Here is a 22,790-nt window from a genome sequence, read left to right as displayed (position 1 = left end):
ACCATGTACCGAAGTTTGTGGCGTGCGCTGCCGGGGCCGACTCCCGTGAAGGTGCTCATTCTCATCGCGTTGCTGGTTGCGGTGTTCTTCTTGCTGATGAACGTCGTGTTCCCGTGGCTGTCGCCGCTGATGCCGTACAACGACGTGGCGGTGTAGCTCTAGAGCTTCTTCAGCACGTCCGCGATCGCTTCCGCCATTGCTTTCTGCCCGGCGGGCGTCGGGTGTGCGGGGAAGGAATTGGTTTCCTCGCCGGTGGGGTCCGTCCACCGCTCGTTGGCGGGCGCGCACACGGAGTGGAATTCCGCATTGGCGGGCAGGACGTAGAGCGCGCCGTTTCGGGTGGCGGCGTCGCGCACCATCGCGTTCATGGTCACCGTGAGGCCGGCTGCCCAGTTCAGGGTGCCGCTGGGCAGATCGGCGGTGGCCTCGCATTCGTCGCGAAGCGAAGCGATCGGCATGTACCCGGTGGTGATGATGGTCGCGTCGGGCGCTTTCTCGTGGATGCGGCGGTAAATATCGTCGAGCCTGGTCGGAAGGTCGAGCAATGCGCGGGCAGATTCGTCGTAGAGCCCTTCGTCGCAATCTTCCTCGCCACGGTTCTCGAGCATGCCGGTGATGCAGCGGCTCCACGGCCCGAAACTGAGGTCGTTGCCGCCGATCGACAGCGTGATCAGGTCCGTGTCGGGCTCCAGCGCGTCGATCTGCGCTGCGAGCACGCTCGGGTTCTTCTCGTCGTCCGCATCTTCGCTTGTCGACGGCTCCGTGCTGGTGCTACTCGGCGACGTGGGTGCGGTGGCGGAGGTCTGCTGGGAGCTGGCTGTCGGGCGAGACGTGGTTTCTGCTGTTGATTCTGGGTCTTTTTCGGCGTCCTTTTCTGCGTCCTCGGCTGCTTCCGCCTCTTCGGCGTCGAGGGCGTCGCTGATGTCGCGCTCGCTGTAGATGTGCGCGGTGGTGGAGCCTTGGCAGGTCGCATCGATGAAGCCGCGCTTTTCGTTGATGCCCGGGTAGAGATCCGCCAGCATGTGCGGGTAATTATCCTCGCTGCGCGCGCAGAATTTCGGCCCCTCGAACGGGCCGTCGGCCGAACCCATTGCCGCGTACGAATCGCCGAGCGCGACATACAAATCGTAGGAGGACGGCAGGTCCTTCGGATCAGCAGTCACCGTGACAGTGGTGGGGACCTCGACGGTGACGCGTTCGGATTCGCCGTCCGATCCGCAGCCAGCGAGCGCGAACACAAGCGACACAGCTACCGCCGGGACTGCGGCGGCGCGGAGACGAGTGCCTCGGTCTCGGGGGCGGAAGCGGTTCATGCCCCACATATTAAAGGGACAAATTCGGTATTGCTTGCTCAGCGATGAGCTGCGCTTTCACCGATTCCTTTTGGTTGGTCAGCACAACGATTGCAACTGCATCCTTTGCCACCGCGTAGACGCCGCCGTCTGCTCCGGGGATGACGCCGCCGCCGGCGCGGCCGCCACTCCACCCTGCGGGATCTTCCGCCAGATCGGTCAGGTCCACCGGCGCGAAGTGGTCCACCACCGCACGGGCCTCCTCAGCGCTGCCGGTGTGTCGGACAATGACCTGCAACTGCGGCTCCTCTGGGTACGACCAAAATACGCAGGCGGGAGTGTCGAAGCGATCGTCCGTGCCGCTCGCAGTGACTTTCTGGCCGTTGGTCTCCGCAACGAATTGGGTCTCCAAATATGGGCAGTCGGTAATGCCGTCGCGGGCGACCTCGGGACGCGCGTTGGCCGGGAGACCGGAATCGTGGGCGGCTGCTTCCTGCCCGGGCGCGGTGGTTGAGTCGGCTGGCGGGTTCTGCTGCGGATCCTGTTCGGCGGTGGGGGTACAGGCGCTGAGGGTTAGCGCTGCCGCGCAAGCGAGGGCACCACCGATGACGGTGGTGCGGGCGTGGGTGCAGGCAGAAGGTACGCTCATTCGCATGACAGCCATGCTACCGAGAGGGGAAAACGGGGAGGACGCTCCCGGCACTCGGGCGCTCGATGTCGGTATCGCGCTGCTGACCTTCTCGCTGCTGCTCGTATCCTTCGGCGGAATCGTCGGCGCGAGCCTCGAGCAAGGGGCGGTGCTGGTTCTCCTGATCGTTGTCTTCGGCTTCATGTACGCCTTCGGTGCGCTGAATATGCCGCGCTTGAATACCGTCGGGCGCCTCGTGTGGTTGCTTGGACTCACCGGCGTGTGGATCGTGGCGATGATTTTCACTCCCGTCGCGGTGTACTGGGTGTTCACGCTGTTCTTCCTGTTCATGCGGTCGGCCGACAATTGGATCGGCATCATCGGTGTGACGGGGGTGTTGGCCATCGCGGTATTCATGCAGGTCCCGCGCGGGCTTACCCTTGGCGGGGTGATGGGCCCGGCGGTCTCCGCGCTCGTGGTCGTGATGATTACGTACGCGTTCAAAGTCATCGTCCGGGTGAGCGCGGAACGCGCAGCACTGATCGACGAACTGGTGAGCACCCAGGACCGGCTCGCCGCCACGGAACGTGAGGCCGGCATTGCCCAGGAGCGCCAGCGTCTCGCCCACGAGATTCACGACACGGTGGCGCAGTCCCTGTCCAGTATCCAGATGCTGCTCCATGCCGCGGAGCGGGATTTGCGCGGTATGGGGTTGAGCGAGGAAGAGCTTCGGGTCCCGTTGGGCAGGCTCGAGACGGCCCGGCATTCGGCCTCGGACAATCTGTCCGAAACCCGCGCCATGATCGCGGCTCTCACGCCGGCGCCTTTGTCCGAGACGTCCCTCCCGGAGGCACTGGAGCGGATCGCCGGCTCTTTCGCCCACGCCGGTGATATTTCCATTGACGTCGACGTGGACGGGGAACCACATCAGTTGCCGATGCGGGTGGAAGCCGGGCTGTTGCGGATCGCGCAGGGGGCGGTGGGCAACGTCGTCAAGCATTCTGGCGCGACGCGTGCCCGCGTGACCCTGACATTCGCGCCGGGGGAGGTGCGCCTGGACGTCGTGGACAATGGCGCTGGATTCGATGTGGAGGCGCTGCCGGAAAAGCCGGTCGGGCTCGGCCACTTGGGTGTGGATGCAATGCGGACGCGTGCGCGGGAATTGGGTGGCGAGCTCATCCTCGAATCCGCTCCGGGCGGGCCCACTGCCGTCTCGGTCGCCGTGCCTGTGGACGAGTCGGTGGCCGCGCCCGACAACAAGGAGAGTAGGATCAACCGAAAGATTGAGGAGGAAGAATGATTCGCGTCTTGCTTGCCGACGATCACGAGATCGTCCGCCTCGGCCTTCGCTCAGTGCTGGAGGCCGCCGACGACATCATCGTCGTCGGTGAGGTGGCCACTGCCGAAGGGGCCATTGCGACCGCCCAAGCGGGGGGCATCGACGTGATCCTCATGGACCTCCGCTTCGGTGCCGGCGCCCAAGGCACGCGGGTGACTACCGGTGCGGAGGCGACCGCGGAGATCCGCTCCTCCATGGCGAACCCGCCGAAGGTGCTGGTGGTGACCAATTACGACACTGACGCGGATATTCTCGGCGCAATAGAGGCCGGTGCCGTCGGCTACCTGCTCAAAGACGCCCCGCCGAGCGAGCTACTCGCCGCGGTCCGTTCGACCGCGAAAGGCGACCAGGCAATGTCGCCGGTGGTGCGCAACCGTCTGCAGACGCGGGACCGCAGCCCACGCTCCTCGCTCACTCCGCGCGAGCTCGAGGTGCTTCAACTTGTCGCGGGTGGCTCATCGAACCGTGAGATCGGCCAGCAGCTCATGCTCTCCGAGGCGACGGTGAAATCCCACCTCGTGCACATTTACGACAAGCTCGGTGTGCGTTCCCGCACTTCCGCGGTGGCATCGGCCCGCGAGCAGGGAGTGCTGTAAAAGAAAGGTTCGGCAGCGTTACGCGTTGGCGCGACGGTACGCGTCGATGACCTCGAAGGGAATCTTTCCGCGCTGAGCGACCTTCATTCCCTTTTTTCGCGCCCATGCGCGGATCTGTGATGCGTCAACGCGGGTGCGCGGGTCAGCCGGCACCTCGCGTGCGGCCGCGATATACGGCATGAGCGCCTCGTGGAAGCGCTTCACATTCTCCTTGGAGAGGTCGAGGACGTATTCAGTGCCGTTGAAGCTGAAGTGGACAGCCTGATGGTCAGACTCTGACAGCGGCGATCCATCGAGATCGTCATAGAACTGGGTGACTTCACGTCGCGCCATATCCAGCCCCTTTCATAGAAATGTTTTTACAACTTACTTATTTGTATAAACATACTAGCTGGTCGAAACTGAACCGCCGAACTAAGGGGCAAAAAACTACTGCGCACAGTTAGTTACGCAAGGTCTTCTCTTGGATTTCCGCGGTGAGTTTGTTGATGTCGCGGTCGATCGTCTCGTGCGCGAGGCGGCGCTGAGCGTCGTTCATCTGCTCGACGTTGTTCACGGCAGCATCCAATTCGTCGAGACGCACCTGCGCATCGCGGCGGAACTTGTTGTCCAGCGCGTCATTTTCCTCCACCTGGTGGCGGATGGCCTGGACACGGCCCTTGAGTTCCGCGCCCTGGCTGGAGAAGCGGGACATTTCCGTGGCGGTAAGCCCAGCGGCGCGGGCGCGGTCGTTGACCTGCTTTTCCTGGTAGGTGGTCAGCGCGCGGTACACCAGCGGAATGAGAATGGGCAGCAGGATGCGGGAAGCACCGACCCACTGCTTGGCCTTCTTCTTGGTGAAGCCAGCTTCCTGGATCTTCTTCAGTTCGGCCTTAGCCAGCTGCTTCTCGTGCTTCTGCTTGCTCTTCAGGCCCTTCTTCTCCTCCTTGAGCAGGCGCTTTTCTGCCTTATCGAGGAGCTTCGCGGTGCGCTTGTCCTGCTTAGCCTCATCCTTCGCCAGCTGACGAGCGCGTGCCTCGGCGGCCTTGATCTCTGCCTTGGTCTTAGCGCGGGAAGCGCGGATCGATTCGAACAGTCCCATGGTGTCGGTTCTCCTGGATAATTCCGTTTCGTCGCAATTTGTCCCGTTCAACTTTACCTGTGTTGAGCCGATAGGCTTGGGCTCGGTGAAAGAAATGGAAAGCGATGATGTTTCGCTGGTGCGGGCAGGCGACTTGGTGGGGTGCAGGTACCGCCTCCGCCAGCGTCTGACGCACCCGGAAATCCCGCCTCTGCCCGAGGCACTCGAGCGCCAGCCGCAGGTCGATGCCGGGCGTGCGGCTGTCTTTGGGTTGCTGCCGGAGCGCAGGGCGCTTGGCGACGGCCGCGGGAAAGCCTTCTCCCGCCTTCTCCTCGACCCGGCGCTCCCGGTGGCCGAGCGCGAGGCGAGCACGCGAAAGGCCATGAAAGACCGCACTACCTTGATCGTCGACGGGGCCCTGACCGGCGAAATCGACGAGGTGCCGGTGCTTGCCGAGATCGACATCCTGGCCCGGCAGGACGACGGAACTTATCTTCCGGTGATCGTGTCCAACCACCGTGTGGCACGGCCGAGCCAGACCGCGACCATGCAGTTCATTCCCACCCGCCGTCTGGGTCTGGGAAAGCCACTGGACACAGCAGCGAAGCCGCGCCACCACACCGTGGACGGTTACCGGGTAGCGATGGCCTACCTGCTTCTTGCCGACGCTGGTTGTGCATCTCTACTCGGCGCCGTCGTCGGCCAGGACCGCGAGCGCGCCTACGTGGGGGATGCTGCGCGCTATGTCGAGGCGCTCCGCGAAGCCTTGGCGAAGCCCACGCCGACGCGTCCGCTGCGTTTGAAGCAGTGCGCGAGCTGCCGCTACTGGGCGTTGTGCGAGCCGGAATTGAAGAATATGGACGACATCTCCTTGGTCTTCCCCGGCCAAAAAGCGCGTCCACTGCGCGAACGCGGGATCACCACGGTGGCAGAGACCATCGCGGCGGACATGGGGGAGACCAGCCAGATCGCCCGTGCTTGGCGCGAAGGAATCCCGGTGCTCGCCCGGGAGGACTTCACTCCCGCGCAGGAATTGCGCGCCGATGTCGAAATCGACGTGGATATGGAGGCTTACCTCGACCAGGGTGCCTACCTGTGGGGTGCCTTTGACGGCGACCGCTACCGAGCCTTCGCCACCTGGGAGGACGTCGGCGGGGCCGATAACCAGGCCGAAGAGGAGAATTTCCTCGCGTTCTGGACCTGGCTCCAATCAGTGCGGGCCCAGGCTCACGAGTCGGGGAAGACGTTTCGCGCCTATTGCTACGCCGCCGGCGGCGAGAACCACTGGCTCATGGCATCGGCCCGGCGTTTTGATTCCATCGACGAGGCGGAGGTCCGCGCGTTCATCGCTTCTAACGAGTGGGTGGATGTCTTCTCCCATGTCCGCCGCCACCTCGTGGGCACGGACGGGCTCGGCCTCAAAGTGGTCGCGCCCGTGGCTGGGTTCGTCTGGGATGACGACGATGTCGACGGCGAACGCTCCGTCGCCCTGCGCCGCGAAGCTCGCCTGGGCGACGCTGCGGCCCGCGAGATGCTCATCCGCTACAACGGCGACGACTGCCGCGCCACCGCCGCGGTGCGCCGTTTCCTCAGTGCTGGTGCTCCGGGGATTCCGCGCCTTTCTTCACTGTGAGCGCCAGCCAACCAGCGATGCACACCAGTGCGACGAGGAATCCGGCGACGATCCCGATGAATCCGCTCCAGCCGGTGAACTGGAACAGCCACCCGGTCAGCGCGCCGAGTGCAGACGAACCGATGTAGTAGAAGAACACGTAGGTGCTCGACGCTTCTGCGCGATCGCGCGTAGCCACCTGGCCCACCCAGCCGGAGGCCACCGAGTGCATGGCGAAGAAACTGGCCGTGAACAGCAGCAGGCCAGCCAGCGTGAACCACAGATTGCCGCTGATCAGTGTGATGGCGCCGAGCAGCATGATGCCGGCCGCGACCACGAGGACACGGCCGCGGCCCGCCTGCTTCACATACACGCCCGCGCGCGCCGACGACCATGTGCCGGAGAGATACATCAGGTACACCAGGCCGGCTAGTGCCGGCGGGAGCCCGAAGTGGTCGATCGCCCGGAAGCCGAACATGTTGTACACCGAGACGAACATGCCCATTCCGAAGAACGCGGTCGCGTACAGTCCGACCAGCCGCCAGTCGCTCAAATGCCGGAGCATCGCGGAGATTTCATGGCCGGGCTTGAGGGCCTTGGCCTCGAAGCGGCGCTGCTGCGGCAGCAGGATGCACATTATCACTGCGAAGAGCAGCGCCGTGACTGCACCGCCGAATAGTGCCCACCGCCAGCTAGCTACCTCGAGAATGAATGCAGGCACAAGACGGCCGATCAACCCGCCGATGGAATTGCCGGCGATGTAGAGCCCCATCGCTCCGGCCGCGTCATCGGATTCGATCTCTTCGGAAATCCACGTCATGGCCACTGCCGGGGTGCCCGCGATGAGGCAGCCCTGGATGAAACGCATGGCGATGAGCTGACCGCCGGTCGCCGCGAGGGGAAGGCACAGGCCTAGGCATGTGGCCAGCAACGCTGAGATGATCAGCACGCGACCGCGCCCGAAGCGTTCGGAAAGAATTGACGCTGGGACCACGCACAGCGCCAACCCGCCCGTGGTGGCGGACACCGTCAGGGCAGATTCACCCTCTGTCATACCGAGTTCGTCGGTGAGGGTGGGCAGTAGTGCCTGGGTGGTGTAGAGCGCATTGAAGATAGCCAGTCCGGCGAAAAGGAGTGCGATGCTCGCCCGCCTGTATTCGGCGGTGCCTTTACGAATCCCTTCTCGTGCGTGTGGCTCCATGTTCAACTATCCAAGCATGTGTCAGTGACGAGGGCCACAACGGGGCCCCCTTGCGCACTAAGGGCAGCCTAACCTATACTCTGTTTTGAGGGCGGAACAAAGACCGCATCTCGTCAACGAAAATCAGGTTGCGCTACCCGGGTTCCTCCAGCCCCGGATAGCGAAAAGAGGGCCGCGCACTGTTTTCTGGGTCAGTGCGCGGCCCTCTGACTTCGGTGAAGCGAAACGCTTAGGCGGCAGCCTTAGCGAAGCGCTCAGCGACGTCGTCCCAGTTGACAACGTTCCAGAACGCCTTGGCGTAGTCAGCCTTCACGTTCTTGTACTGCAGGTAGTAAGCGTGCTCCCACATATCCAGCATGAGGACCGGGGTGAAGTCCACGGAGATGTTGCCCTGCTGGTCGGTCAGCTGCTGGATGATCAGGCGACCAGCAATGTGGTCGTAGCCCAGGACAGCCCAGCCGGAGCCCTGCAGGGAGGTGGCGACACCCTCGAACTGCTTCTGGAAGCCCTCGAAGGAGCCGAAGTCGCGGTTAATAGCCTCAGCCAGCTCGCCAGCCGGCTCGCTGTCGCCGTTCGGGCTCATGTTCTTCCAGAAGATGGAGTGGTTGGTGTGGCCACCCAGGTTGAAGGCCAGGTTCTTGGACAGTGCACGCAGCTTGTCCGGGTTAGCCTCACCGTTGCGCTCAGCCTCGAGTGCCTCCAGAGCGGCATTCGCGCCCTTGACGTAGGTCGCGTGGTGCTTGTCGTGGTGCAGCTCCATAATCTCGGCGGAGATGTGGGGCTCGAGCGCGTCGTATGCGTAAGGCAGGTCGGGAAGCTCGTAAACAGCCATGATCTATGTCCTTTCTTCTTTCGTTCGCGCTTGGTAGAAGCGCCGTGCCCCGCCCATGATAGGGAAATTTGAAATTTCTGGCGGTGAGCCTGGGAATTGCTGCGCATGCCCAGTAGTTGTGGAGTACATGGCATTTTTCTTTGGACGCACCCCGCAACTCGTCGATCCCGACCGCGCGCTGCCCGGCCGCAGTGAGCCCGTCCTGCCCGCTCCACAGCCGCACGCAGTTTTGGGCACCCCGCTGACGGGCCCGTGGCGCGAAGGCCAAAAACGCCTGCTCGTGGGCATTGGCTGCTTTTGGGGCGCGGAGAAAATGTACTGGAATATGAACGGAGTCGAGTCCACATCGGTGGGCTATGGCGGCGGCGTCACGCCGAACCCGACCTACCGCGAGGTGTGCTCCGGACAGACGAACCACGTCGAGCTCGTCGAGGTCGTCTACGACCCGAATGAAATCAGCCTCAAGGAGATCGTCCGCGCCGCGCTCGAGGCGCACGACCCGACGCAGGGTTTCCGCCAAGGCAACGACGTAGGCACCCAGTACCGCTCTGCGTTCTACACCGACACAGAGGACGAGGCCGAGCTCATCCGCGGGTGGGTTGCAGAATACGGGCAATCGCTTATCGACGCTGGCTTCGGCCCCATCACCACCGAAGTGCAATCAGGTGTGGACTATTTCTTGGCTGAGGACGAGCATCAGCAGTACTTGCACAAGGTGCCGCAGGGCTATTGCCCCCATCACTCCACTGGGGTGGCCTGCGGAATTTAAAGGTGGGGCTACGAGGTCGCCGACCGGCTGAACGTGTTCTGCGCCGATTCCTTCGCAGCTGATGCGGCGTTGGCGCGAATGCGTGTGGAGTCCGCATGGATCCATTCGGAGATCTTCTCTATCTCGTCTTTATCCGCGCCGGCATCCAACACCGCATTCCAATAGGCGACCGTTTCATTGTGGTACTGGTGGCCGTGTCCGCCCGGTTGCTGCTGCGAAGTCAACTGGTCCACGCCGACCTGCCAGCCGGTGATGAACGGCACCCAACGCATATTTTGCAGAACGTCGACGTGCTGCGCTTCCGGCGCTTTCACGCCACGTGAGCCCGGCTCACGCAGCCAGTCCGGCTTGCGGATGAACAGCCACCAGTCCCACCACACCACCGGGTCGGAGGCATGCTGCGCGAACACGGCGCGGGGGAATTGCCATTCCTGCTCGTACTCGCTGCCGTCGAAGGTGTGCTCTAAGTGGTCCGGGTGCGCGGTGAAGCGCACGTGCCGGCCGCCGTCGACGACGGGGAGGCGCTCCGGGCTGCCGTGGTCGCGGTTCTTGGTCAGCTGGACGTGCCGCGCGGTAAAGCCCGGCGTTCCGGTGAAGACACCGCCGTCGACGCTGCCCAGCAGGGAATCGACGCTGTCGAAGGAATCGGCGACACCGTACGCGCCAAGGGATTCGCCCCCGACATAGAGCCGCGGGCGCTTGTCCTCGGGCATCTCGGCGATGCGTTCCCTGATCGCATTGATGAGCACCCGCGAGCTGCGCACCGGCACGCTGCGGTCCGAGGCGTATGAATACGCCGAAGGCATGAACGAGTACTGCTGCGCCACGATCGCGCAGTCGCCGCGGTTCAGAAATTCGAAGCCGGAGGTGTGGAAGTCATTGATCCACCCCGTTCCCGCCGAGGACAGCACCGCGATGGCTTTGCGCGACCACGCATCCGTGCGGTCCATCTCCTGCAGCGCCAATAGCGCCTGTTCTTCCGGGCTGCGGTCCTTCAACCCGATGAAGACGCGGATTGGTTCCTTCGCCTCAACTCCGAGCACCTCTTCAAGGTCAGCCTTGCGCGGCCCGCCTGCGACAACGGCGCGGCCCTGGCGGCCCAGGTACTTCCAGCGCTCCAGCGAGTCCGGCGAACCGGAGCGTTCTGGTTCGCGCGGCTTCGTCGCGCCGGGTAGGAATTCGCGGTTCAATTCATCCGCATTGCGGTAAGCGGTGTTCAGGGTTTGGCGGATGACCACCTTGTCCGTCAGCACTGCACCGAGGGCGCTGAGCCCCAGAATCGCGACCGGCCACGACACTGCCGGCGGCATCCAGCGGCGCAGCTCATTGTTGAAACGGTCGGCCGTGACCTGGATTCCCTCACCTGCCAGCAGGAGTGCGCCGTAGCCGATGGAACCCAGCCCGATTCCGGCCAGGGTCTGCAGTGGCCCCAGGCGGGTGGGGTCTTCGACGAGGCGCTCGTGCTCGGATCGTCGTAAAGCTGCTGAAAGATACGAGGCGACCGTCATTGTGCCCATGGCGATCTGCACGGGAACTGCTGTCTTGCGGCGCAGCGAGCGCGGATACGTCCAGTTGCGCGCGGACGCGATCGCGGCAATCAGATTCGACACACCGACGCCCACCGTGTGCCCAGCCGCCTGACTGATTGCGACATTCGCCGTGGTCACCCACCACGGGTGCGGGAGCAGCGACGGCGAGATTGCGCTCCACGCCGCGACCTCCGCACCCAGAATTCCCGCCGCGAAATCATCCGGCAGGCGGCGCAACCCTGACATGCGCACCACGGGCGTGAGATCCGCCAGCAATTCCACCGCGTACAGCGGCGCGCGGACCGCGTGTGTGCGTCGCGGCCACAACTGCTTCACGGTGCCCTTCGCGCTTTCCGCCCAGTCTCCGGCGCGAGTGCGTAGCGTGCGGAAGGAATCCTCGAGCGGAGTGATCAGCATGCGCCCTATTGTGGCAAAGATCGCAACCGTGCGCTGCCGGGAATCGCTTAAACCAACGAGAGGTGAACGGCGCGTTATCTTCGCGTGATACTTCAGTGTCTACCGCGGTTAGCGCTTTGAGGGGCGCGAAACCGCGCCTAATGTCGGAAAGCAAGTTTGCACGCGTTTTTTGGGGAGACTCCGCAGGCATGACCATCGCCACCTCCGCCCAGGTTTCGGCACCCAGCACCACCCCGCTCATCGTCGCTCACCGCGGCGCGTCGGGCCTTCACCCGGAATCCACGCTCCGTGCGTTCGACGAGGCGTTGAAGATGGACGGCGTCCACGGCATTGAATGCGATGTCCGACTCACGCGCGACGGCCGTCTCGTCGTCCACCATGACGCGCTGATCAACCGCACCTCGAACGGCGCCGGGCGCATCGCCAAGATGGATCTCGCCGAGCTGCGCCAATTCAATTACGGCACCGAGGACGACCCGCAGGAGCTTTTGCTTCTCGACGATCTGTTGGACCTCCTTCAGGATTATCCCGACAAGCACATCTACATCGAGACGAAGCACCCCACCCGCTTCGGGCCTGAAGTAGACGAGCAGACCGTGCGCACCCTTTGGTACCGCGGAATGAAAGAAGACCCGCGCGTCCACCTCATTTCCTTCTCCCACTCCGCGATGCGTTATTTCACCCACGTCGTCCCGGAGCTGGAGACGTTCTACCTGTTCCGCCTCCGCGAGAAGAAGTGGAACCCCACCAACACGATGCTCTCGCGCCCCTACGGAGTCGGCCCAGCCCTGGCCCACCTGCGCGGCAAGCCGAAACTGCTCGGCTACCGCGGCCTGAAGACGTACACCTGGACCGTCAACGAGCCCGAGCACATGCGCTGGTGCAGGGACAACGGCGTCAACGTCTTTGCCACCGACCACCCGCACATCGCAGTGGAGACTTTCCGCACCCCAGACACGGCCATGTGACCTGACCACGGTAGATTGGTCGATATGGCCAAGAAGAACCGCAAGAAGAAGGAAGAACTGCCCGAGGGCATGAGCCGCCGCCAGGCGAAGCTCGCTGCCCGCGCCGCAGAACGCGAAGCACTCCAGAAAGACCCCCGCCCGTACAAGGGTTTCAAAGCTGAGACTGACCTTGTCGCCCTGCAGGAATTCGTTCCGTCCGCAGTGGCGAAGGTGGATGTCAAGGGTACTGAAGTCAACATCGTCACCGTCCTGCCCGGTGCCGGTGCAGCCCTGCGCCGCCCGGAGGAGGACGGCGGCGAGCGTTTCGTCGCGCTCCAGGTGCAGTCCCACTCCCAGAACCCGAACCGCGACCTCGCCTACGCCCTGAACTGGGTGCTCGAGGCCGAGCCGGGCGCCACCCTGGGTTCCACTGCCGCCGACGGTAACCAGCCGGAGCTGAACACCCTGCTGGACGAGTCCACTGAGCTGGATATCACCGCCCACGACGACTTCAACTGGTGGTTCACCGAGTCCGCCGCCGGCAACCCGCAGGTCGCTCAGGCGCTGGCACGTGCCAATGACGCTGTGCTGCCGTCTGAAGAGATCGACGCTGATCTGCCGGGCTCCATCTGGTGGGTCAACCCGGGCGGCGGCAAGGCCCACATCCGCTGGGTCCGCCCGGAGGAAGACGAGCGCAAGATGCTCGACGCCCTGGCACGCATCGCCGCCCGCGGTGAGCTCAACCTCGGTGAGGGCACCAAATTCGCCGGTGCCTTCCGCACCCACGGCCTGCTCGTGCCGGTCTTCGATCTCGACCCGTCCGTCGCCGCCGATTCCTACGGCGACGCGCTGAAGAAGGTCAACGAGGCGATCGGCGCCGAATACGACAATGATGCCCAGCTCACCGCCGATGAGCGCAAGCAGCTGGAGAACATCAAGTCGCGCCAGGTCACCATTTAACGCTTCGAGGTCAGCATTGGCTTCTCAGTCAGGGCGCGCTGGTCTGAGCACGCGCCACCTCAATTTCATTGCGCTTGGATCCGCTATCGGCACCGGCTTGTTCTACGGTTCTGCCGATGCGATCAAGGCAGCAGGTCCGTCTGTACTTCTGGTCTACCTGCTCGGTGGCGCCGTGGTGTACTTCCTACTTCGCGCGCTCGGCGAGATGTCTGTCCGGCATCCCGTCAGCGGGTCCTTTGCGGAATACACCCGCGCCTACCTGGGCGGTGCCGCCGGTTATCTGACCGGCTGGATGTTCGCCTTCGAGATGGTCATCGTGGCCTTGGCGGACCTCACTGCCATTGGCATCTACATGGGATTTTGGTTCCCCGATGTCTCGCGCTGGGTCTGGATCGTCGCCGCTTTGCTCATCGTCGGCGCCGTGAATCTGGCCAGCGCCAAGGCTTTCGGTGAGCTGGAATTCTGGTTCACCGTGGTCAAGGTCGGCGCAGTTGTCGCCATGATTCTCGCCGGTGCGGCCGTGCTCATTTTCGGTCTGTCCACCGCGGAGACCACCGGCCCGGTGAACTTGGTCAACGACGGCGGATTCTTCCCCAACGGTTTCACCGGCATGGTCGCATCGTTCATCCTCGTGCTCTTTGCTTTCGGCGGCACGGAGATCATCGGCGTCGCCGGTAGCGAGGCCACCGATCCCAAGACAGCTGTGCCGAAAGCGGTCAACACTGTCCCGGTGCGCATTCTGCTCTTCTACGTGCTGTCCATCCTGGTCATCCTCATGATCAACCCGTGGCGCACGATCACCGGCGACGAGTCCCCCTTCGTGCAGATCTTCTCCACCCTCGGCGTCAATTGGGCTGCTGGCCTGCTGAACTTCGTGGTCATCACCGCGGCCCTGTCCGCCATCAACGCGGACCTCTTCGGCGCCGGCCGCGTGCTCACCGGCCTGGCGAAGCAGCACTATGCCCCGCGCATCATGGCCCGGACCGTCCGGGACGTGCCGGTCATGACCACGGTGATTTTGCTGTTCGTCATGGTTATCGGCGTCATCGCGAATACGCTGATTCCGGATCGCATCTTTGAGATCGTCGCCTCTCTGGCCACGTTTGCGACCATCTTCGTGTGGTTGATGATTCTGCTCGCGCATCTCGCTTCGCGCCGGTCGATGACCGCGGAAGACGTCGCCGACCTGGACTACAAGACTCCGCTGTTCCCGTACGGCCAGTACTTCGCCATCTTCTTCATCCTGTTCACCTTCGGGATCATGGTCTGGTTGCCCGAGTTCCGTGGCGCATTCTTTGTCGGCCTCGCGTTCAGCGTGGTGTGCGTGGCGATGTACTACATCACCGGCCGCCACAAGCTGCCGGAGCAGCCGGCGCCAGTGAGTGAAAGCTCTTAGCGCAAGCCGGCGAAGAGCTGCTCTGCGGCGACGTCGTCCCAGACGAGCACGCTGCCCACTTCGGTGTCGACGAAGTCGCCGATCGGCACTGTCTCCGTGTTCACCCCGCCGCGCAGTGTGAATGCCATGCGCGCAAGGTGCCACACGTGGTCGCCGTCGCCCACGATGAACATGCTGCTTCCTCGCAGCACCAGCGGCACAAGCCGGAACGGGTTGAGCAGCACAGCCGGTGACAGTGCTTTCTTCATCAGAACGCTGACGAATTCGCGCTGCCGTTCCACACGGTCGAGATCGCCCATCGCGGTCGCGCGGGTGCGCACGTACCCCAGTGCCGTCGGGCCATCCATCTTCTGGCATCCGGCCTGGATATTGATCTGGGCCAACGGGTCGTCGATCGGCTCATTCGGGCAGAGCTCCACGCCGCCGACCGCGTCAGTGATGCCGGCGAGACCGCCCATTCCGATCTCCGCGTAGTGGTCAATCCGCAGATTCGTCGCGTTCTCCACGGTCTCGGTAAGGAGTTTCGGCCCGCCGAATGCGAATGCCGCGTTGATCTTGTCCATGCCGTAGCCGGGGATATCCACATACGAATCACGCGGAATCGACACCAGCGTCGCTTTTCCGCCGTTGGGGATGTGCATGATCATGATCGTGTCTGTGCGTCCGGTGCCGATATCGCCGCCGGTGCCCAGGCGTTCCACGTCCTTCTCGGTGAGCCCCTCGCGTGAGTCCGAACCGACGATCAGCCAGTTCGTGCCCGCTGTATTCGCCACCGGATTATCCGGGAATGCGTCCACGCGGGTCAGTCGCGCGTCCACGAACAGTCCGCCAGCCACGACCAGAACGATCAGTAGGGACAGCAGCGTCGGGATGCACCCCACGCAGCCCATGCGCGGCCGTGGCACGCGAAGTTTCGGACGGTTCCGTTGCTTGGAGGCCGGACGCTCCGCCCGCACACGCCGTTCCGGTGACAGCTCCAACTCCGGCTCCCAGCGCTCCTCGCGCCTGGGCGAGCGGATGTCCCTGCGTCGCTGCTCATTGGCCAGCGGTGTTCGCCTCGGCTCGTACGCCGTGTCCTGCGGCATGTACTGGCGGGGTTGTGACTGTCGTTGCTGCCTAGTCTCCCTCGGCTGCAGAGTTTCCCGCACCGGGCGCTCGCTTCTTACCGGCCGCACCGTTCGCTCCGGCGACTCGTGTGGCGGCCGACTCGCGGACCGTTTCCGGATCGGGCGACCGTACCTGTCGATCAGCGGCTTCCCGTCTTTGCCCACGAGGAAATCCCCCGGGTTATCCCGGGGGTCGTTGGAGTGCGGGGTCGTCGACATGGGATATATCTTAAACCCCGCCCCCACTAGTCACAGTATTTAACGGTTGTAACAGCAGGGAACTTTACGGCGCTATGCACTGCATAGTTAGTGGGGGTTTGTCGCGCCGACCCGGGCCGCAGATGTTAACCCCAAATGTGAGTTACCCCAGATCGGAAAAATCGGGCTGAAAATCGTGACCTGGGGAAACTAAGTTTTGGGGTTCACATCTAGGGTTCACATCTAGAAATGGGTCTTTCACAACCCCAACCAACCAAGGTCGAGGAAGAGGTAACCGAGGTAGGCGACGGCGTCGATGAGGAAGTGGGCGAGGATGAGCGGCCAGACCTTGCCGCCGGTGCGGTGGTAGAAGAAGGCGAAGATGACGCCCATGACGAGATTGCCCACACCGGCGGAAAAGCCCTGGTAGAGGTGGTAGGTTCCGCGCAGGACGGCGGAGGCGGCGATGGCTGCCCAGACTGGGGCGCGAAGCTGCTTTAGCCGGGTGAGCAGCCACATCACCACGACGGTCTCTTCGGCGAAAGCGTTGGCGGCGGACCAGAGAAGCAGGAGCGAGACTTTGGCAGCGTCGGTGGCGGGAACGATCTCTTTGGTCCACCCCATCTGCAGCGACACCACGTAGAGGGCGAGTCCGGGGATGCCGATCAGTGCGGCTAGGCCGGCGCCCCAGGCCCAGTCACGCCAGCGCGGCCGCTGCAATTGGGTGCCGAGCAGATATAACGCCAAACCGCCCCAGGCCATGAGAGTCGCGGCCGAGGCGAGCTGCAAAGCGACATCGAGCCAGGACAGGGACGAGGCGGCGTCGTTAAGCACAGTGCGCTGGTGGTTGAGAGGGGTGGGGGACAGGGCGGCGTCGATAAGCTTGAGCCCCGCGCGCACGCCGGACATGCCGAAAGTGACGGCGAGGACGATGAGCACCTCGAGTGTGAGGCGGCGCCGGTCGGTGGTCATGGGTCAACTGTAGGCTGTGGAAGCATGAGCACGACGACCGTTGCGTACCTGGGGCCTGCCGGGACGTTCACTGAGGAAGCGTTGTGGCTGTTCCGCGACCACATTCCGGGTGAGATCACGCCGCTGCCTGTCGATTCGCCGTCGGAGGCGCTGAATACGGTGCGTGAGGGCCGCGCGCAGTATGCCGTGGTGGCGATTGAGAATTCCGTCGATGGAGCTGTGACCAGCACGTCTGACGCATTCGTGGAAGACGGCGGGGTGATGATCTACCGCGAGGTGGAACTGCCGATCAGCTTCGCCATCATGACGCGTCCTGGCCTCCCGTTGCGTGAAGCAACGCGTTTTTCGACGCACCCGGTGGCCCACCGCCAAGTCCGTCGCTGGTTGGAGGACAACCTGCCTGGTGCAGAGTTCACTGCCGCGTCGTCGAATGCCGCCGCCGCGAAAGCTGTGGCTGAGGGCGAGGCCGATGCGGCAGCCGCCCCGCGCCGGGCAGCGGACCTATTCGGGCTGGACGTCCACGCGGAGGGCATCGCGGACATGAGCGGGGCGCGCACCCGGTTCGTGCTGGCCGGGCCGACGGGCGTGCCCACGAAGCGCACGGGAAACGACCGCACTTCGGTGGTCTTCCAGCTACCGAATGAGCCGGGCACGTTGGTCGGCGCGCTGCAGGAATTCGCGTACCGGGGCGTGGATCTCACCCGCATCGAGTCGCGGCCGACGCGCGAGACGGCGAATACCTATAACTTCTATGTCGACCTCATCGGCCACATCGATGATGTTCCCGTCGCGGAGGCGCTGCGCTCGCTGTGGTTGCGGGCCACCACCATCGCGTTTTTGGGCTCGTGGCCGCGCTTCGATGGCGGCGGGGACGAGCGCATCGTCGACCCGCAACGACTGGAACAGGCAGAACAATGGGTCCGCGCGGCCCGGGAAGGAACCTCATGCTGATCTTGCTGCGTCATGGCCAGACCACGTCGAATGTGGAACACAAGCTGGACACTGTGCTTCCCGGCGCTGAGCTCACCGAGCTCGGCCGCGAGCAGGCGAAGGCGGCGGGCGAGGAGATCTTGGCCAATTACGAGGTCGACCGCGTCGTCTCCTCACAGGCGACCCGCGCGAAGCAGACTGCGCAGATCGGTTTCGGCGAGCGCTTCGCGGATATCCCGGCGATCGACGGCATTCACGAGGTTCACGCCGGGCGCTGGGAGATGCACAATTCGCGCGAGGCGCACGAAGCGTACCTGACCGCGTTCCGCGGGTTCTACCGTCGCCAGCTCGAGGCGCTTATCGACGGTGGCGATACCCTCGACATCTTCCTTTCCCGCTATAAGGGCGGTCTGCTCCCCCTTGCCGCGCAGGAGGGAACGACTGTGGCTGTGTCCCACGGCGGCGCGATCCGCGCCTTCGCGGCCAATGCCTGCGAAGTGAGCCCCGAATTCGCCGAGGTGAGCTACCTTCCCAACTGCCAGTACGTCGTGCTGGACCCGACCGCGGGTCCGACCGGCGATGCGGTGGCCGATTTCGGCCAGTGGCGCGTGGTGCGCTGGGCGGAATACCCGCTGCCCGACTAGCCCCAGCCGAGGTGGTGCAGCTCGTGTTCCTCGAGTCCGAAATAGTGCCCGACCTCGTGGAAGACGGTGACCTTCACCTCGTGGCGTAGCTCCTTCTCGTCAGCGCAGAGGTCCTCGAGGGCGTCTTTGTAGATGAATACCGCATCGGGGAGGAACCCGGTGTGGTTAGAGTGCTGCTCGGTCAGCGGGACGCCTTCGAAGAGCCCGAGGAGCTCGGGGTTGTCCTCGTTATAAGGCCGCGCCAGCACGACCATATTGGTCATGTGCCGGGCGAAGTCCTCAGGGATCTCATCGAGGGCATCGTTGATCATTGCCTCGAAGACTTCGTCACTGACGGGATCCATCATGGCTGAGCTGCAGGCGAGGGCGATGCGGAAGGCGCTGGCGAGGTCGAGCTTTTCGCGGCCTCCTGCTGGCGCTTCTGCTCTTCGCGCAGCGGGCGACGCTCCGGCGGGGCCTTCGGGGTGTGGCCGTCGACCTTGAGCGCTTCGCGGCCGTCCTTCGCCGATCCGGTGATCGAGGCGAATTTATCGTGCTTCGGCGCGACGAGGCCGCAGTTCACGGAGCGGCTGCCGCCGTCCCACGCCTGGGTGGAGATGGTTCCCCAGTACACCTGCAGGGTGGACTGGTACAGGTTCTCCTCGTTGCCCAAGTACTCCTCTGCGGCCTTGGCGCAGGCGGCGCCTAAGTGCTTGTCCTGGTCCTCCGGGGAGGGGGTGCGGTCGGAGAAAACTGGGTCGAGGTCGACGATCTTGGTCACCTCGATATGGTGCGGCTCGGTGCAGTCGACAGCGCGCAGGTTGTTGGCCTCGTCGGTGACCTCGCAGGTGCCGGGCTCAGCGACGCGGGCCTGGTCCTGCTCGGCGGCGGGGCCGGTGGTGAGGATCGGGGTGCCGTCAGAATCTGTCTCCTGCAACCCGCACAGCATGGTGCGGTCGCCTGCCGCCCAGGCTTCAGCCGGGGGCAGGATCGGGGCGATGGAGTAGCGGCCCGTCGGATCGTAGCGGCCGTTGAGATAACGGACGGATGCTGTCTGGCACAGCTCCTCGCGCAGCTGCGCCTGGCGCGTGGGATTCGGTGCCTCGGAATTCGGGCCGAATTCCGCCGTTGGGTACGTGTTCAGGTCTTCGCGGGAGGAGACCTCGAAACGGTGCTCGTTTTCGCAGTCCGTCTCCGTGAAGCCGGAAACGGTACCGTCTTCAGCGACATCCCAGGTCAGGCACGCGCCGCGGTCGGCGGCGGTGAAGGTGGGGGTGGGTTCTACGTCGTCCGTGGAGGTCTGCTGTGCGGGCGCGGCGGGGTCGTCGCCCGCCTGGTCGCTCACAGCGTAACCTGCCGCGGCGGCGTAGGTGCCCACGCCGAGAGCTCCGGCCAGTGTCGCCACCAAAATGGTGCGCAGGCCGGATGTGCTCAGAGAGGATTTCCGTGCAGCCATGGTGTCCATCATGCCTTATCTGGGGCCATGACCTAATCCCACGGGGTAGGGTTGATACCCGTGATCGATCTGAAGTTTCTGCGTGAAAACCCTGACGTTGCCCGCGCCTCCCAACAGGCCCGCGGCGAAGACCCGGCGCTGGTGGACCAGCTCCTGGCTGCCGATGAGGAGCGCCGCGCCAGTATTCAGAAAGCTGATGAGCTGCGCTCCGAGCACAAAGCATTCGGCAAGAAGATTGGCCAGGCAGCTCCTGAGGACCGCCCCGCACTCCTCGAGGGATCCAATGAACTGAAGGAGAAGGTCAAGGCGGCGGAAGAAGCGCAGAAGGCGGCAGAGGAGAACGTCGAAAAGCTCCAATACCGCGTTGCGAACATCGTGGAAGGTGCCCCTGCCGGCGGCGAGGAAGACTTCGTTGTGCTCGAGCATGTCGGCGAGGTCCCGGAATTCGATTTCGAGGTGAAAGACCACCTGGATCTCGGCGAGGCGCTCGGCATCATCGACATGAAGCGCGGCACGAAGGTCGGCGGCGCGCGGTTCTACTACCTTGTCGACGACGGCGCGTGGCTGCAGCTGGGCATGCTGATGCTCGCGGCGCAGAAAGCGCGCGAGGCCGGCTTCAAGGTCATGGTTCCGCCGGTGCTGGTGCGCCCGGAGATCATGGCGGGCACTGGCTTCCTCGACGCGCACGACGAGGAGATTTACTACCTCGAGCGCGACGATATGTACCTGGTGGGCACCTCCGAGGTCGCTCTCGCCGGCTACCACCGCGACGAGATCATCGACTTAGCCGACGGCCCTCTGCTGTACGCCGGCTGGTCCTCGTGCTTCCGCCGCGAGGCGGGCTCCTACGGCAAGGACACGAAGGGCATTCTGCGCGTCCACCAGTTCGACAAGCTCGAAATGTTCGCTTATTGCAAGCCGGAAGACGCAGAAGAGATGCACCAGAAGCTCCTTGGACTCGAGCGCGAGATGCTCGCCGCCGTCGAGGTGCCGTACCGCATTATCGACGTCGCCGCTGGTGACCTCGGCTCTTCCGCTGCCCGCAAATACGACACTGAGGCGTGGGTGCCGTCGCAGGGCACCTACCGCGAGCTGACGTCGACCTCGAATTGCACGACATTCCAGGCCCGCCGCCTGGGCACCCGCTACCGCGATGCGGACGGCAAGACGCAGACTGCGGCGACGCTCAACGGCACGCTCGCGACGACGCGCTGGCTCGTGGCCATCTTGGAGAACAACCAGCGTGCCGACGGCTCCGTGGCTGTCCCCGAAGCACTTCGTCCCTGGGTGGGCAAAGACGTTCTGACCCCGAAGAAGGGATAAAAACACACCATGCGCAGGTTCCACCGTCTATTCAATGTCCCGGATGATTTCGAACGTCCCGCCCCGCACCCGGTGGAATCGAAAGAGCGCTTCTACCAGGCAATCATCGGCGGCTTCAAGAAGATCATGCAGGCCCAGGGCTTGCAGTTCTACGTCAACGGCGCTGAGAATGTCCCCACTGAGGATGGCGCGCTGTTCGTGATCAACCACACCGGCTACTACGACTTCATCATCGCCGGTATCGGCCCGCACCTGCGTGGCAACCGCCTCGTGCGGTTCATGGCGAAAAAAGAAGTCTTCGACATGAAGATCGTCGGTGCGCTCATGCGCGGCATGAAGCACGTCCCGGTCGATCGCGCGGCTGGCGCGGCTTCCATCGTCGAGGCAACGAAGTGGCTGCGCAGCGGCGGTTTCGTCGGTATTTTCCCGGAGTCGACGATCTCGCGCTCCTTCGAGCTCGCCGAGTTCAAGACAGGGGCGGCACGCATTGCCCACGAGGCCGGCGTGCCGATGATCCCGACGGTGATCTGGGGTTCCCAACGCCTGCTGACCAAGGGCCTGAAGAAGAACCTCGGCCGCTCGCATACCCCGATCATCGTCTCTTACGGTGAGCCCGTGACCGCGACTGGCGATCCCGAGCGCGATACGCAGCGCGTCAAAGACGCTATGCAAGAGCTTCTCGATGCCAACCGGGACGAGTACGAGGACCGTTTCGGCCCGTTCCCGGACGGTCAGGCCTGGATGCCGGCCTCCCGCGGCGGCTCTGCTCCCACGCTCGAGGAGGCGAAAGAGATTCTCGCCCGCGAGCGCGAAGAGAAGCGCAAGCGGAAAGAGGCCAAGCAGGAAAAGCAGGCAAAAGGCGGTTCCTGATGAATGCGCCTCAGGGATACCGCGCTGACAGCCACGTTTTCTTAGTCCCGGAAGACGCCCCGGTCACACCGGTGCAGCCCGGGTGGCGCCGCGAGCACATGTACCGGCTGATCAAGACCACGGTGGCGACGGTGCTGCGCTTGCAGGGCGCGCGGTTCTACGTCCACGGCCTGGAGCATGTGCCTGCAGAAGGTCCCGCGATCGTGGCGGGCAACCACATCGGCTACTACGACTTCATCTCCGGGGCACTGCCCGGCCTGCTGCGCGGACGCCGTCCAACGCGGTACATGGCCAAAAAGGAGCTGTTCGACCACTGGTTCATGGGCCCTGTGTCCCGCGCAGTGGGCCACGTGGAGGTCGACCGTTCGCTCGGCGCCGCCAGTGTCGACGAAGCAGTGCGTCGGTTAGGAGAGGGCGAGCTCATCGGCATCTTCCCGGAGGGAACCTTGTCCGAGACGTTGGAGCTGACCCGCTTCAAAACTGGTGCAGCCCGCATCGCCCAGGCCTCCGGCGCTCCTCTGATTCCCGCGGCAACATGGGGCACGCAAAAATTCTGGGTGAAAAGCGGCCGTAAGGAAATGGGGCGCGCGCACCTGCCGGTGGTCACGGTCGTCGGCGAACCGGTGGATGTCTCAGGCACGGCGGAGGAGGCGACGGAACGGCTGAAAGGGGCCGTCGATAAGCTGCTGATTGAAGCGCGGAAGCTGTACGCCGAGCTTGAAACTGGGAGGTAG

General features: G+C 64.0%; 24 protein-coding genes. 13 read left to right on the top strand and 11 right to left on the bottom strand.

The genetic code is table 11. The annotated features are described in order from the left end of the window. Window positions 1-3 precede the first annotated feature (3 nt). Window positions 4-156: a hypothetical protein gene (locus ACUY2Y_RS10755; RefSeq protein WP_448326378.1), complete on the top strand. Its 153-nt coding sequence runs from the start codon at window positions 4-6 to the stop codon at window positions 154-156. 2 nt (window positions 157-158) lie between these two features. Here ACUY2Y_RS10755 and ACUY2Y_RS10750 read toward each other — a convergent pair whose 3' ends face one another. Both ACUY2Y_RS10750 and ACUY2Y_RS10745 read right to left on the bottom strand, forming a co-directional pair. Next, window positions 159-1,313 carry an SGNH/GDSL hydrolase family protein gene (locus tag ACUY2Y_RS10750; protein WP_448326376.1) on the bottom strand — a complete coding sequence of 385 codons (1,155 nt, stop codon included), beginning with the start codon at window positions 1,311-1,313 and terminating at the stop codon, window positions 159-161. Window positions 1,314-1,323: 10 nt separating this feature from the next. Beyond that, window positions 1,324-1,947 (bottom strand): DUF2020 domain-containing protein, encoded by a 624-nt coding sequence (locus ACUY2Y_RS10745; protein WP_448326374.1) that lies wholly within the window; start codon window positions 1,945-1,947, stop codon window positions 1,324-1,326. On the opposite strand from ACUY2Y_RS10745, the gene ACUY2Y_RS10740 reads away from it, so the two are divergent. Beyond that, on the top strand, window positions 1,946-3,220 hold the full coding sequence (locus ACUY2Y_RS10740; RefSeq protein ID WP_448326373.1) for a sensor histidine kinase: 1,275 nt from the start codon (window positions 1,946-1,948) through the stop codon (window positions 3,218-3,220). The genes ACUY2Y_RS10745 and ACUY2Y_RS10740 overlap by 2 nt on opposite strands. After that, a complete protein-coding gene (locus ACUY2Y_RS10735; protein ID WP_448326371.1) occupies window positions 3,217-3,855 on the top strand; it encodes a LuxR C-terminal-related transcriptional regulator in 639 nt (212 codons plus the stop codon). The genes ACUY2Y_RS10740 and ACUY2Y_RS10735 overlap by 4 nt, the downstream gene beginning before the upstream one ends. Before the next feature lie 18 nt (window positions 3,856-3,873). Here the strand turns inward: ACUY2Y_RS10735 and ACUY2Y_RS10730 are convergent, their stop codons facing one another. Continuing rightward, complete coding sequence (locus tag ACUY2Y_RS10730; protein WP_210574449.1) at window positions 3,874-4,188, bottom strand: histone-like nucleoid-structuring protein Lsr2; 315 nt, start codon at window positions 4,186-4,188, stop codon at window positions 3,874-3,876. Between the two features lie 109 nt (window positions 4,189-4,297). After that, a complete protein-coding gene (locus ACUY2Y_RS10725; RefSeq protein WP_448326369.1) occupies window positions 4,298-4,936 on the bottom strand; it encodes a DUF6474 family protein in 639 nt (212 codons plus the stop codon). A gap of 94 nt (window positions 4,937-5,030) precedes the next feature. Between ACUY2Y_RS10725 and ACUY2Y_RS10720 the strand changes: the two genes are divergently transcribed. Further along, window positions 5,031-6,548, top strand: a complete 1,518-nt coding sequence (locus tag ACUY2Y_RS10720; RefSeq protein WP_448326367.1) for a TM0106 family RecB-like putative nuclease — start codon at window positions 5,031-5,033, stop codon at window positions 6,546-6,548. Here ACUY2Y_RS10720 and ACUY2Y_RS10715 read toward each other — a convergent pair. Both ACUY2Y_RS10715 and ACUY2Y_RS10710 read right to left on the bottom strand, forming a co-directional pair. After that, window positions 6,505-7,728 carry an MFS transporter gene (locus tag ACUY2Y_RS10715; protein ID WP_448326365.1) on the bottom strand — a complete coding sequence of 408 codons (1,224 nt, stop codon included), beginning with the start codon at window positions 7,726-7,728 and terminating at the stop codon, window positions 6,505-6,507. The two genes, ACUY2Y_RS10720 and ACUY2Y_RS10715, sit on opposite strands and share 44 nt — an antisense overlap. A gap of 229 nt (window positions 7,729-7,957) precedes the next feature. Continuing rightward, window positions 7,958-8,560, bottom strand: coding sequence for a superoxide dismutase (locus ACUY2Y_RS10710; protein WP_448326364.1), 603 nt, complete (start codon window positions 8,558-8,560; stop codon window positions 7,958-7,960). Between the two features lie 127 nt (window positions 8,561-8,687). On the opposite strand from ACUY2Y_RS10710, the gene msrA reads away from it, so the two are divergent. Then, window positions 8,688-9,329 (top strand): peptide-methionine (S)-S-oxide reductase MsrA, encoded by a 642-nt coding sequence (gene msrA, locus ACUY2Y_RS10705; RefSeq protein ID WP_296145388.1) that lies wholly within the window; start codon window positions 8,688-8,690, stop codon window positions 9,327-9,329. Between the two features lie 8 nt (window positions 9,330-9,337). Here msrA and ACUY2Y_RS10700 read toward each other — a convergent pair whose 3' ends face one another. Further along, the gene (locus ACUY2Y_RS10700) at window positions 9,338-11,275 is read right to left on the bottom strand and encodes an alpha/beta-hydrolase family protein (RefSeq protein WP_448326362.1); all 1,938 of its coding nucleotides are present in this window, start codon (window positions 11,273-11,275) and stop codon (window positions 9,338-9,340) included. A 188-nt stretch (window positions 11,276-11,463) separates the two neighbouring features. On the opposite strand from ACUY2Y_RS10700, the gene ACUY2Y_RS10695 reads away from it, so the two are divergent. The 3 genes from ACUY2Y_RS10695 to ACUY2Y_RS10685 are packed head-to-tail and all read left to right on the top strand — an operon-like array spanning window position 11,464 to window position 14,578. Further along, window positions 11,464-12,243 carry a glycerophosphodiester phosphodiesterase family protein gene (locus tag ACUY2Y_RS10695; protein ID WP_210574463.1) on the top strand — a complete coding sequence of 260 codons (780 nt, stop codon included), beginning with the start codon at window positions 11,464-11,466 and terminating at the stop codon, window positions 12,241-12,243. Window positions 12,244-12,267: 24 nt separating this feature from the next. Next, a complete protein-coding gene (locus tag ACUY2Y_RS10690) occupies window positions 12,268-13,182 on the top strand; it encodes a DUF5926 family protein (RefSeq protein WP_210574465.1) in 915 nt (304 codons plus the stop codon). After that, window positions 13,133-14,578, top strand: coding sequence for an amino acid permease (locus ACUY2Y_RS10685; protein ID WP_448326359.1), 1,446 nt, complete (start codon window positions 13,133-13,135; stop codon window positions 14,576-14,578). The genes ACUY2Y_RS10690 and ACUY2Y_RS10685 overlap by 50 nt, the downstream gene beginning before the upstream one ends. On the opposite strand, the gene ACUY2Y_RS10680 is transcribed toward ACUY2Y_RS10685, so the two are convergent. After that, window positions 14,575-15,903: an LCP family protein gene (locus ACUY2Y_RS10680; RefSeq protein ID WP_448326357.1), complete on the bottom strand. Its 1,329-nt coding sequence runs from the start codon at window positions 15,901-15,903 to the stop codon at window positions 14,575-14,577. The genes ACUY2Y_RS10685 and ACUY2Y_RS10680 overlap by 4 nt on opposite strands. Before the next feature lie 237 nt (window positions 15,904-16,140). Beyond that, a complete protein-coding gene (locus ACUY2Y_RS10675) occupies window positions 16,141-16,854 on the bottom strand; it encodes a CPBP family intramembrane glutamic endopeptidase (protein ID WP_448326356.1) in 714 nt (237 codons plus the stop codon). A gap of 24 nt (window positions 16,855-16,878) precedes the next feature. Between ACUY2Y_RS10675 and pheA the strand changes: the two genes are divergently transcribed. Continuing rightward, the gene (pheA, locus tag ACUY2Y_RS10670; protein WP_448326354.1) at window positions 16,879-17,805 is read left to right on the top strand and encodes a prephenate dehydratase; all 927 of its coding nucleotides are present in this window, start codon (window positions 16,879-16,881) and stop codon (window positions 17,803-17,805) included. After that, complete coding sequence (locus ACUY2Y_RS10665) at window positions 17,799-18,428, top strand: histidine phosphatase family protein (protein WP_448326352.1); 630 nt, start codon at window positions 17,799-17,801, stop codon at window positions 18,426-18,428. Before pheA ends, ACUY2Y_RS10665 begins: the two co-directional genes overlap by 7 nt. Here the strand turns inward: ACUY2Y_RS10665 and ACUY2Y_RS10660 are convergent. Both ACUY2Y_RS10660 and ACUY2Y_RS10655 read right to left on the bottom strand, forming a co-directional pair. Further along, the gene (locus ACUY2Y_RS10660) at window positions 18,425-18,772 is read right to left on the bottom strand and encodes a metallopeptidase family protein (RefSeq protein WP_448326401.1); all 348 of its coding nucleotides are present in this window, start codon (window positions 18,770-18,772) and stop codon (window positions 18,425-18,427) included. The two genes, ACUY2Y_RS10665 and ACUY2Y_RS10660, sit on opposite strands and share 4 nt — an antisense overlap. Then, a complete protein-coding gene (locus tag ACUY2Y_RS10655; protein ID WP_448326350.1) occupies window positions 18,772-19,863 on the bottom strand; it encodes a septum formation family protein in 1,092 nt (363 codons plus the stop codon). Before ACUY2Y_RS10655 ends, ACUY2Y_RS10660 begins: the two co-directional genes overlap by 1 nt. A 60-nt stretch (window positions 19,864-19,923) precedes the next feature. Between ACUY2Y_RS10655 and serS the strand changes: the two genes are divergently transcribed. From serS to ACUY2Y_RS10640, 3 genes are read left to right on the top strand one after another with little or no spacing between them, the layout of a single operon-like run. Then, entirely contained in the window at window positions 19,924-21,186 is a 1,263-nt protein-coding gene (gene serS / locus ACUY2Y_RS10650) for a serine--tRNA ligase (protein WP_448326349.1), read from the top strand. A gap of 9 nt (window positions 21,187-21,195) precedes the next feature. Beyond that, window positions 21,196-22,056 (top strand): lysophospholipid acyltransferase family protein, encoded by an 861-nt coding sequence (locus ACUY2Y_RS10645; protein WP_448326347.1) that lies wholly within the window; start codon window positions 21,196-21,198, stop codon window positions 22,054-22,056. Next, entirely contained in the window at window positions 22,056-22,790 is a 735-nt protein-coding gene (locus ACUY2Y_RS10640; RefSeq protein WP_448326345.1) for a lysophospholipid acyltransferase family protein, read from the top strand. The genes ACUY2Y_RS10645 and ACUY2Y_RS10640 overlap by 1 nt, the downstream gene beginning before the upstream one ends.

The sequence above is a fragment of the Corynebacterium sp. 20-84 genome (assembly GCF_053479455.1).
Note: the sequence above shows the minus strand (reverse complement) of the source record. Positions and strands in the feature narration are given on the sequence as shown.

Coding starts and splice junctions, on each gene's coding strand:
- ACUY2Y_RS10725 (WP_448326369.1), bottom strand. CDS start 4,936: ATGGGACTGTTCGAATCGATCCGCGCTTCCCGCGCTAAGACCAAGGCA.
- ACUY2Y_RS10710 (WP_448326364.1), bottom strand. CDS start 8,560: ATGGCTGTTTACGAGCTTCCCGACCTGCCTTACGCATACGACGCGCTC.
- ACUY2Y_RS10740 (WP_448326373.1), top strand. CDS start 1,946: ATGACAGCCATGCTACCGAGAGGGGAAAACGGGGAGGACGCTCCCGGC.
- ACUY2Y_RS10755 (WP_448326378.1), top strand. CDS start 4: ATGTACCGAAGTTTGTGGCGTGCGCTGCCGGGGCCGACTCCCGTGAAG.
- ACUY2Y_RS10730 (WP_210574449.1), bottom strand. CDS start 4,188: ATGGCGCGACGTGAAGTCACCCAGTTCTATGACGATCTCGATGGATCG.
- ACUY2Y_RS10685 (WP_448326359.1), top strand. CDS start 13,133: ATGAGCGCAAGCAGCTGGAGAACATCAAGTCGCGCCAGGTCACCATTT.
- msrA (WP_296145388.1), top strand. CDS start 8,688: ATGGCATTTTTCTTTGGACGCACCCCGCAACTCGTCGATCCCGACCGC.
- ACUY2Y_RS10700 (WP_448326362.1), bottom strand. CDS start 11,275: ATGCTGATCACTCCGCTCGAGGATTCCTTCCGCACGCTACGCACTCGC.
- ACUY2Y_RS10750 (WP_448326376.1), bottom strand. CDS start 1,313: ATGAACCGCTTCCGCCCCCGAGACCGAGGCACTCGTCTCCGCGCCGCC.
- ACUY2Y_RS10655 (WP_448326350.1), bottom strand. CDS start 19,863: ATGGCTGCACGGAAATCCTCTCTGAGCACATCCGGCCTGCGCACCATT.
- ACUY2Y_RS10695 (WP_210574463.1), top strand. CDS start 11,464: ATGACCATCGCCACCTCCGCCCAGGTTTCGGCACCCAGCACCACCCCG.
- ACUY2Y_RS10675 (WP_448326356.1), bottom strand. CDS start 16,854: ATGACCACCGACCGGCGCCGCCTCACACTCGAGGTGCTCATCGTCCTC.
- ACUY2Y_RS10660 (WP_448326401.1), bottom strand. CDS start 18,772: ATGGATCCCGTCAGTGACGAAGTCTTCGAGGCAATGATCAACGATGCC.
- ACUY2Y_RS10690 (WP_210574465.1), top strand. CDS start 12,268: ATGGCCAAGAAGAACCGCAAGAAGAAGGAAGAACTGCCCGAGGGCATG.
- ACUY2Y_RS10680 (WP_448326357.1), bottom strand. CDS start 15,903: ATGTCGACGACCCCGCACTCCAACGACCCCCGGGATAACCCGGGGGAT.
- ACUY2Y_RS10645 (WP_448326347.1), top strand. CDS start 21,196: ATGCGCAGGTTCCACCGTCTATTCAATGTCCCGGATGATTTCGAACGT.
- ACUY2Y_RS10720 (WP_448326367.1), top strand. CDS start 5,031: ATGGAAAGCGATGATGTTTCGCTGGTGCGGGCAGGCGACTTGGTGGGG.
- ACUY2Y_RS10715 (WP_448326365.1), bottom strand. CDS start 7,728: ATGGAGCCACACGCACGAGAAGGGATTCGTAAAGGCACCGCCGAATAC.
- ACUY2Y_RS10640 (WP_448326345.1), top strand. CDS start 22,056: ATGAATGCGCCTCAGGGATACCGCGCTGACAGCCACGTTTTCTTAGTC.
- ACUY2Y_RS10745 (WP_448326374.1), bottom strand. CDS start 1,947: ATGCGAATGAGCGTACCTTCTGCCTGCACCCACGCCCGCACCACCGTC.
- ACUY2Y_RS10665 (WP_448326352.1), top strand. CDS start 17,799: ATGCTGATCTTGCTGCGTCATGGCCAGACCACGTCGAATGTGGAACAC.
- pheA (WP_448326354.1), top strand. CDS start 16,879: ATGAGCACGACGACCGTTGCGTACCTGGGGCCTGCCGGGACGTTCACT.
- ACUY2Y_RS10735 (WP_448326371.1), top strand. CDS start 3,217: ATGATTCGCGTCTTGCTTGCCGACGATCACGAGATCGTCCGCCTCGGC.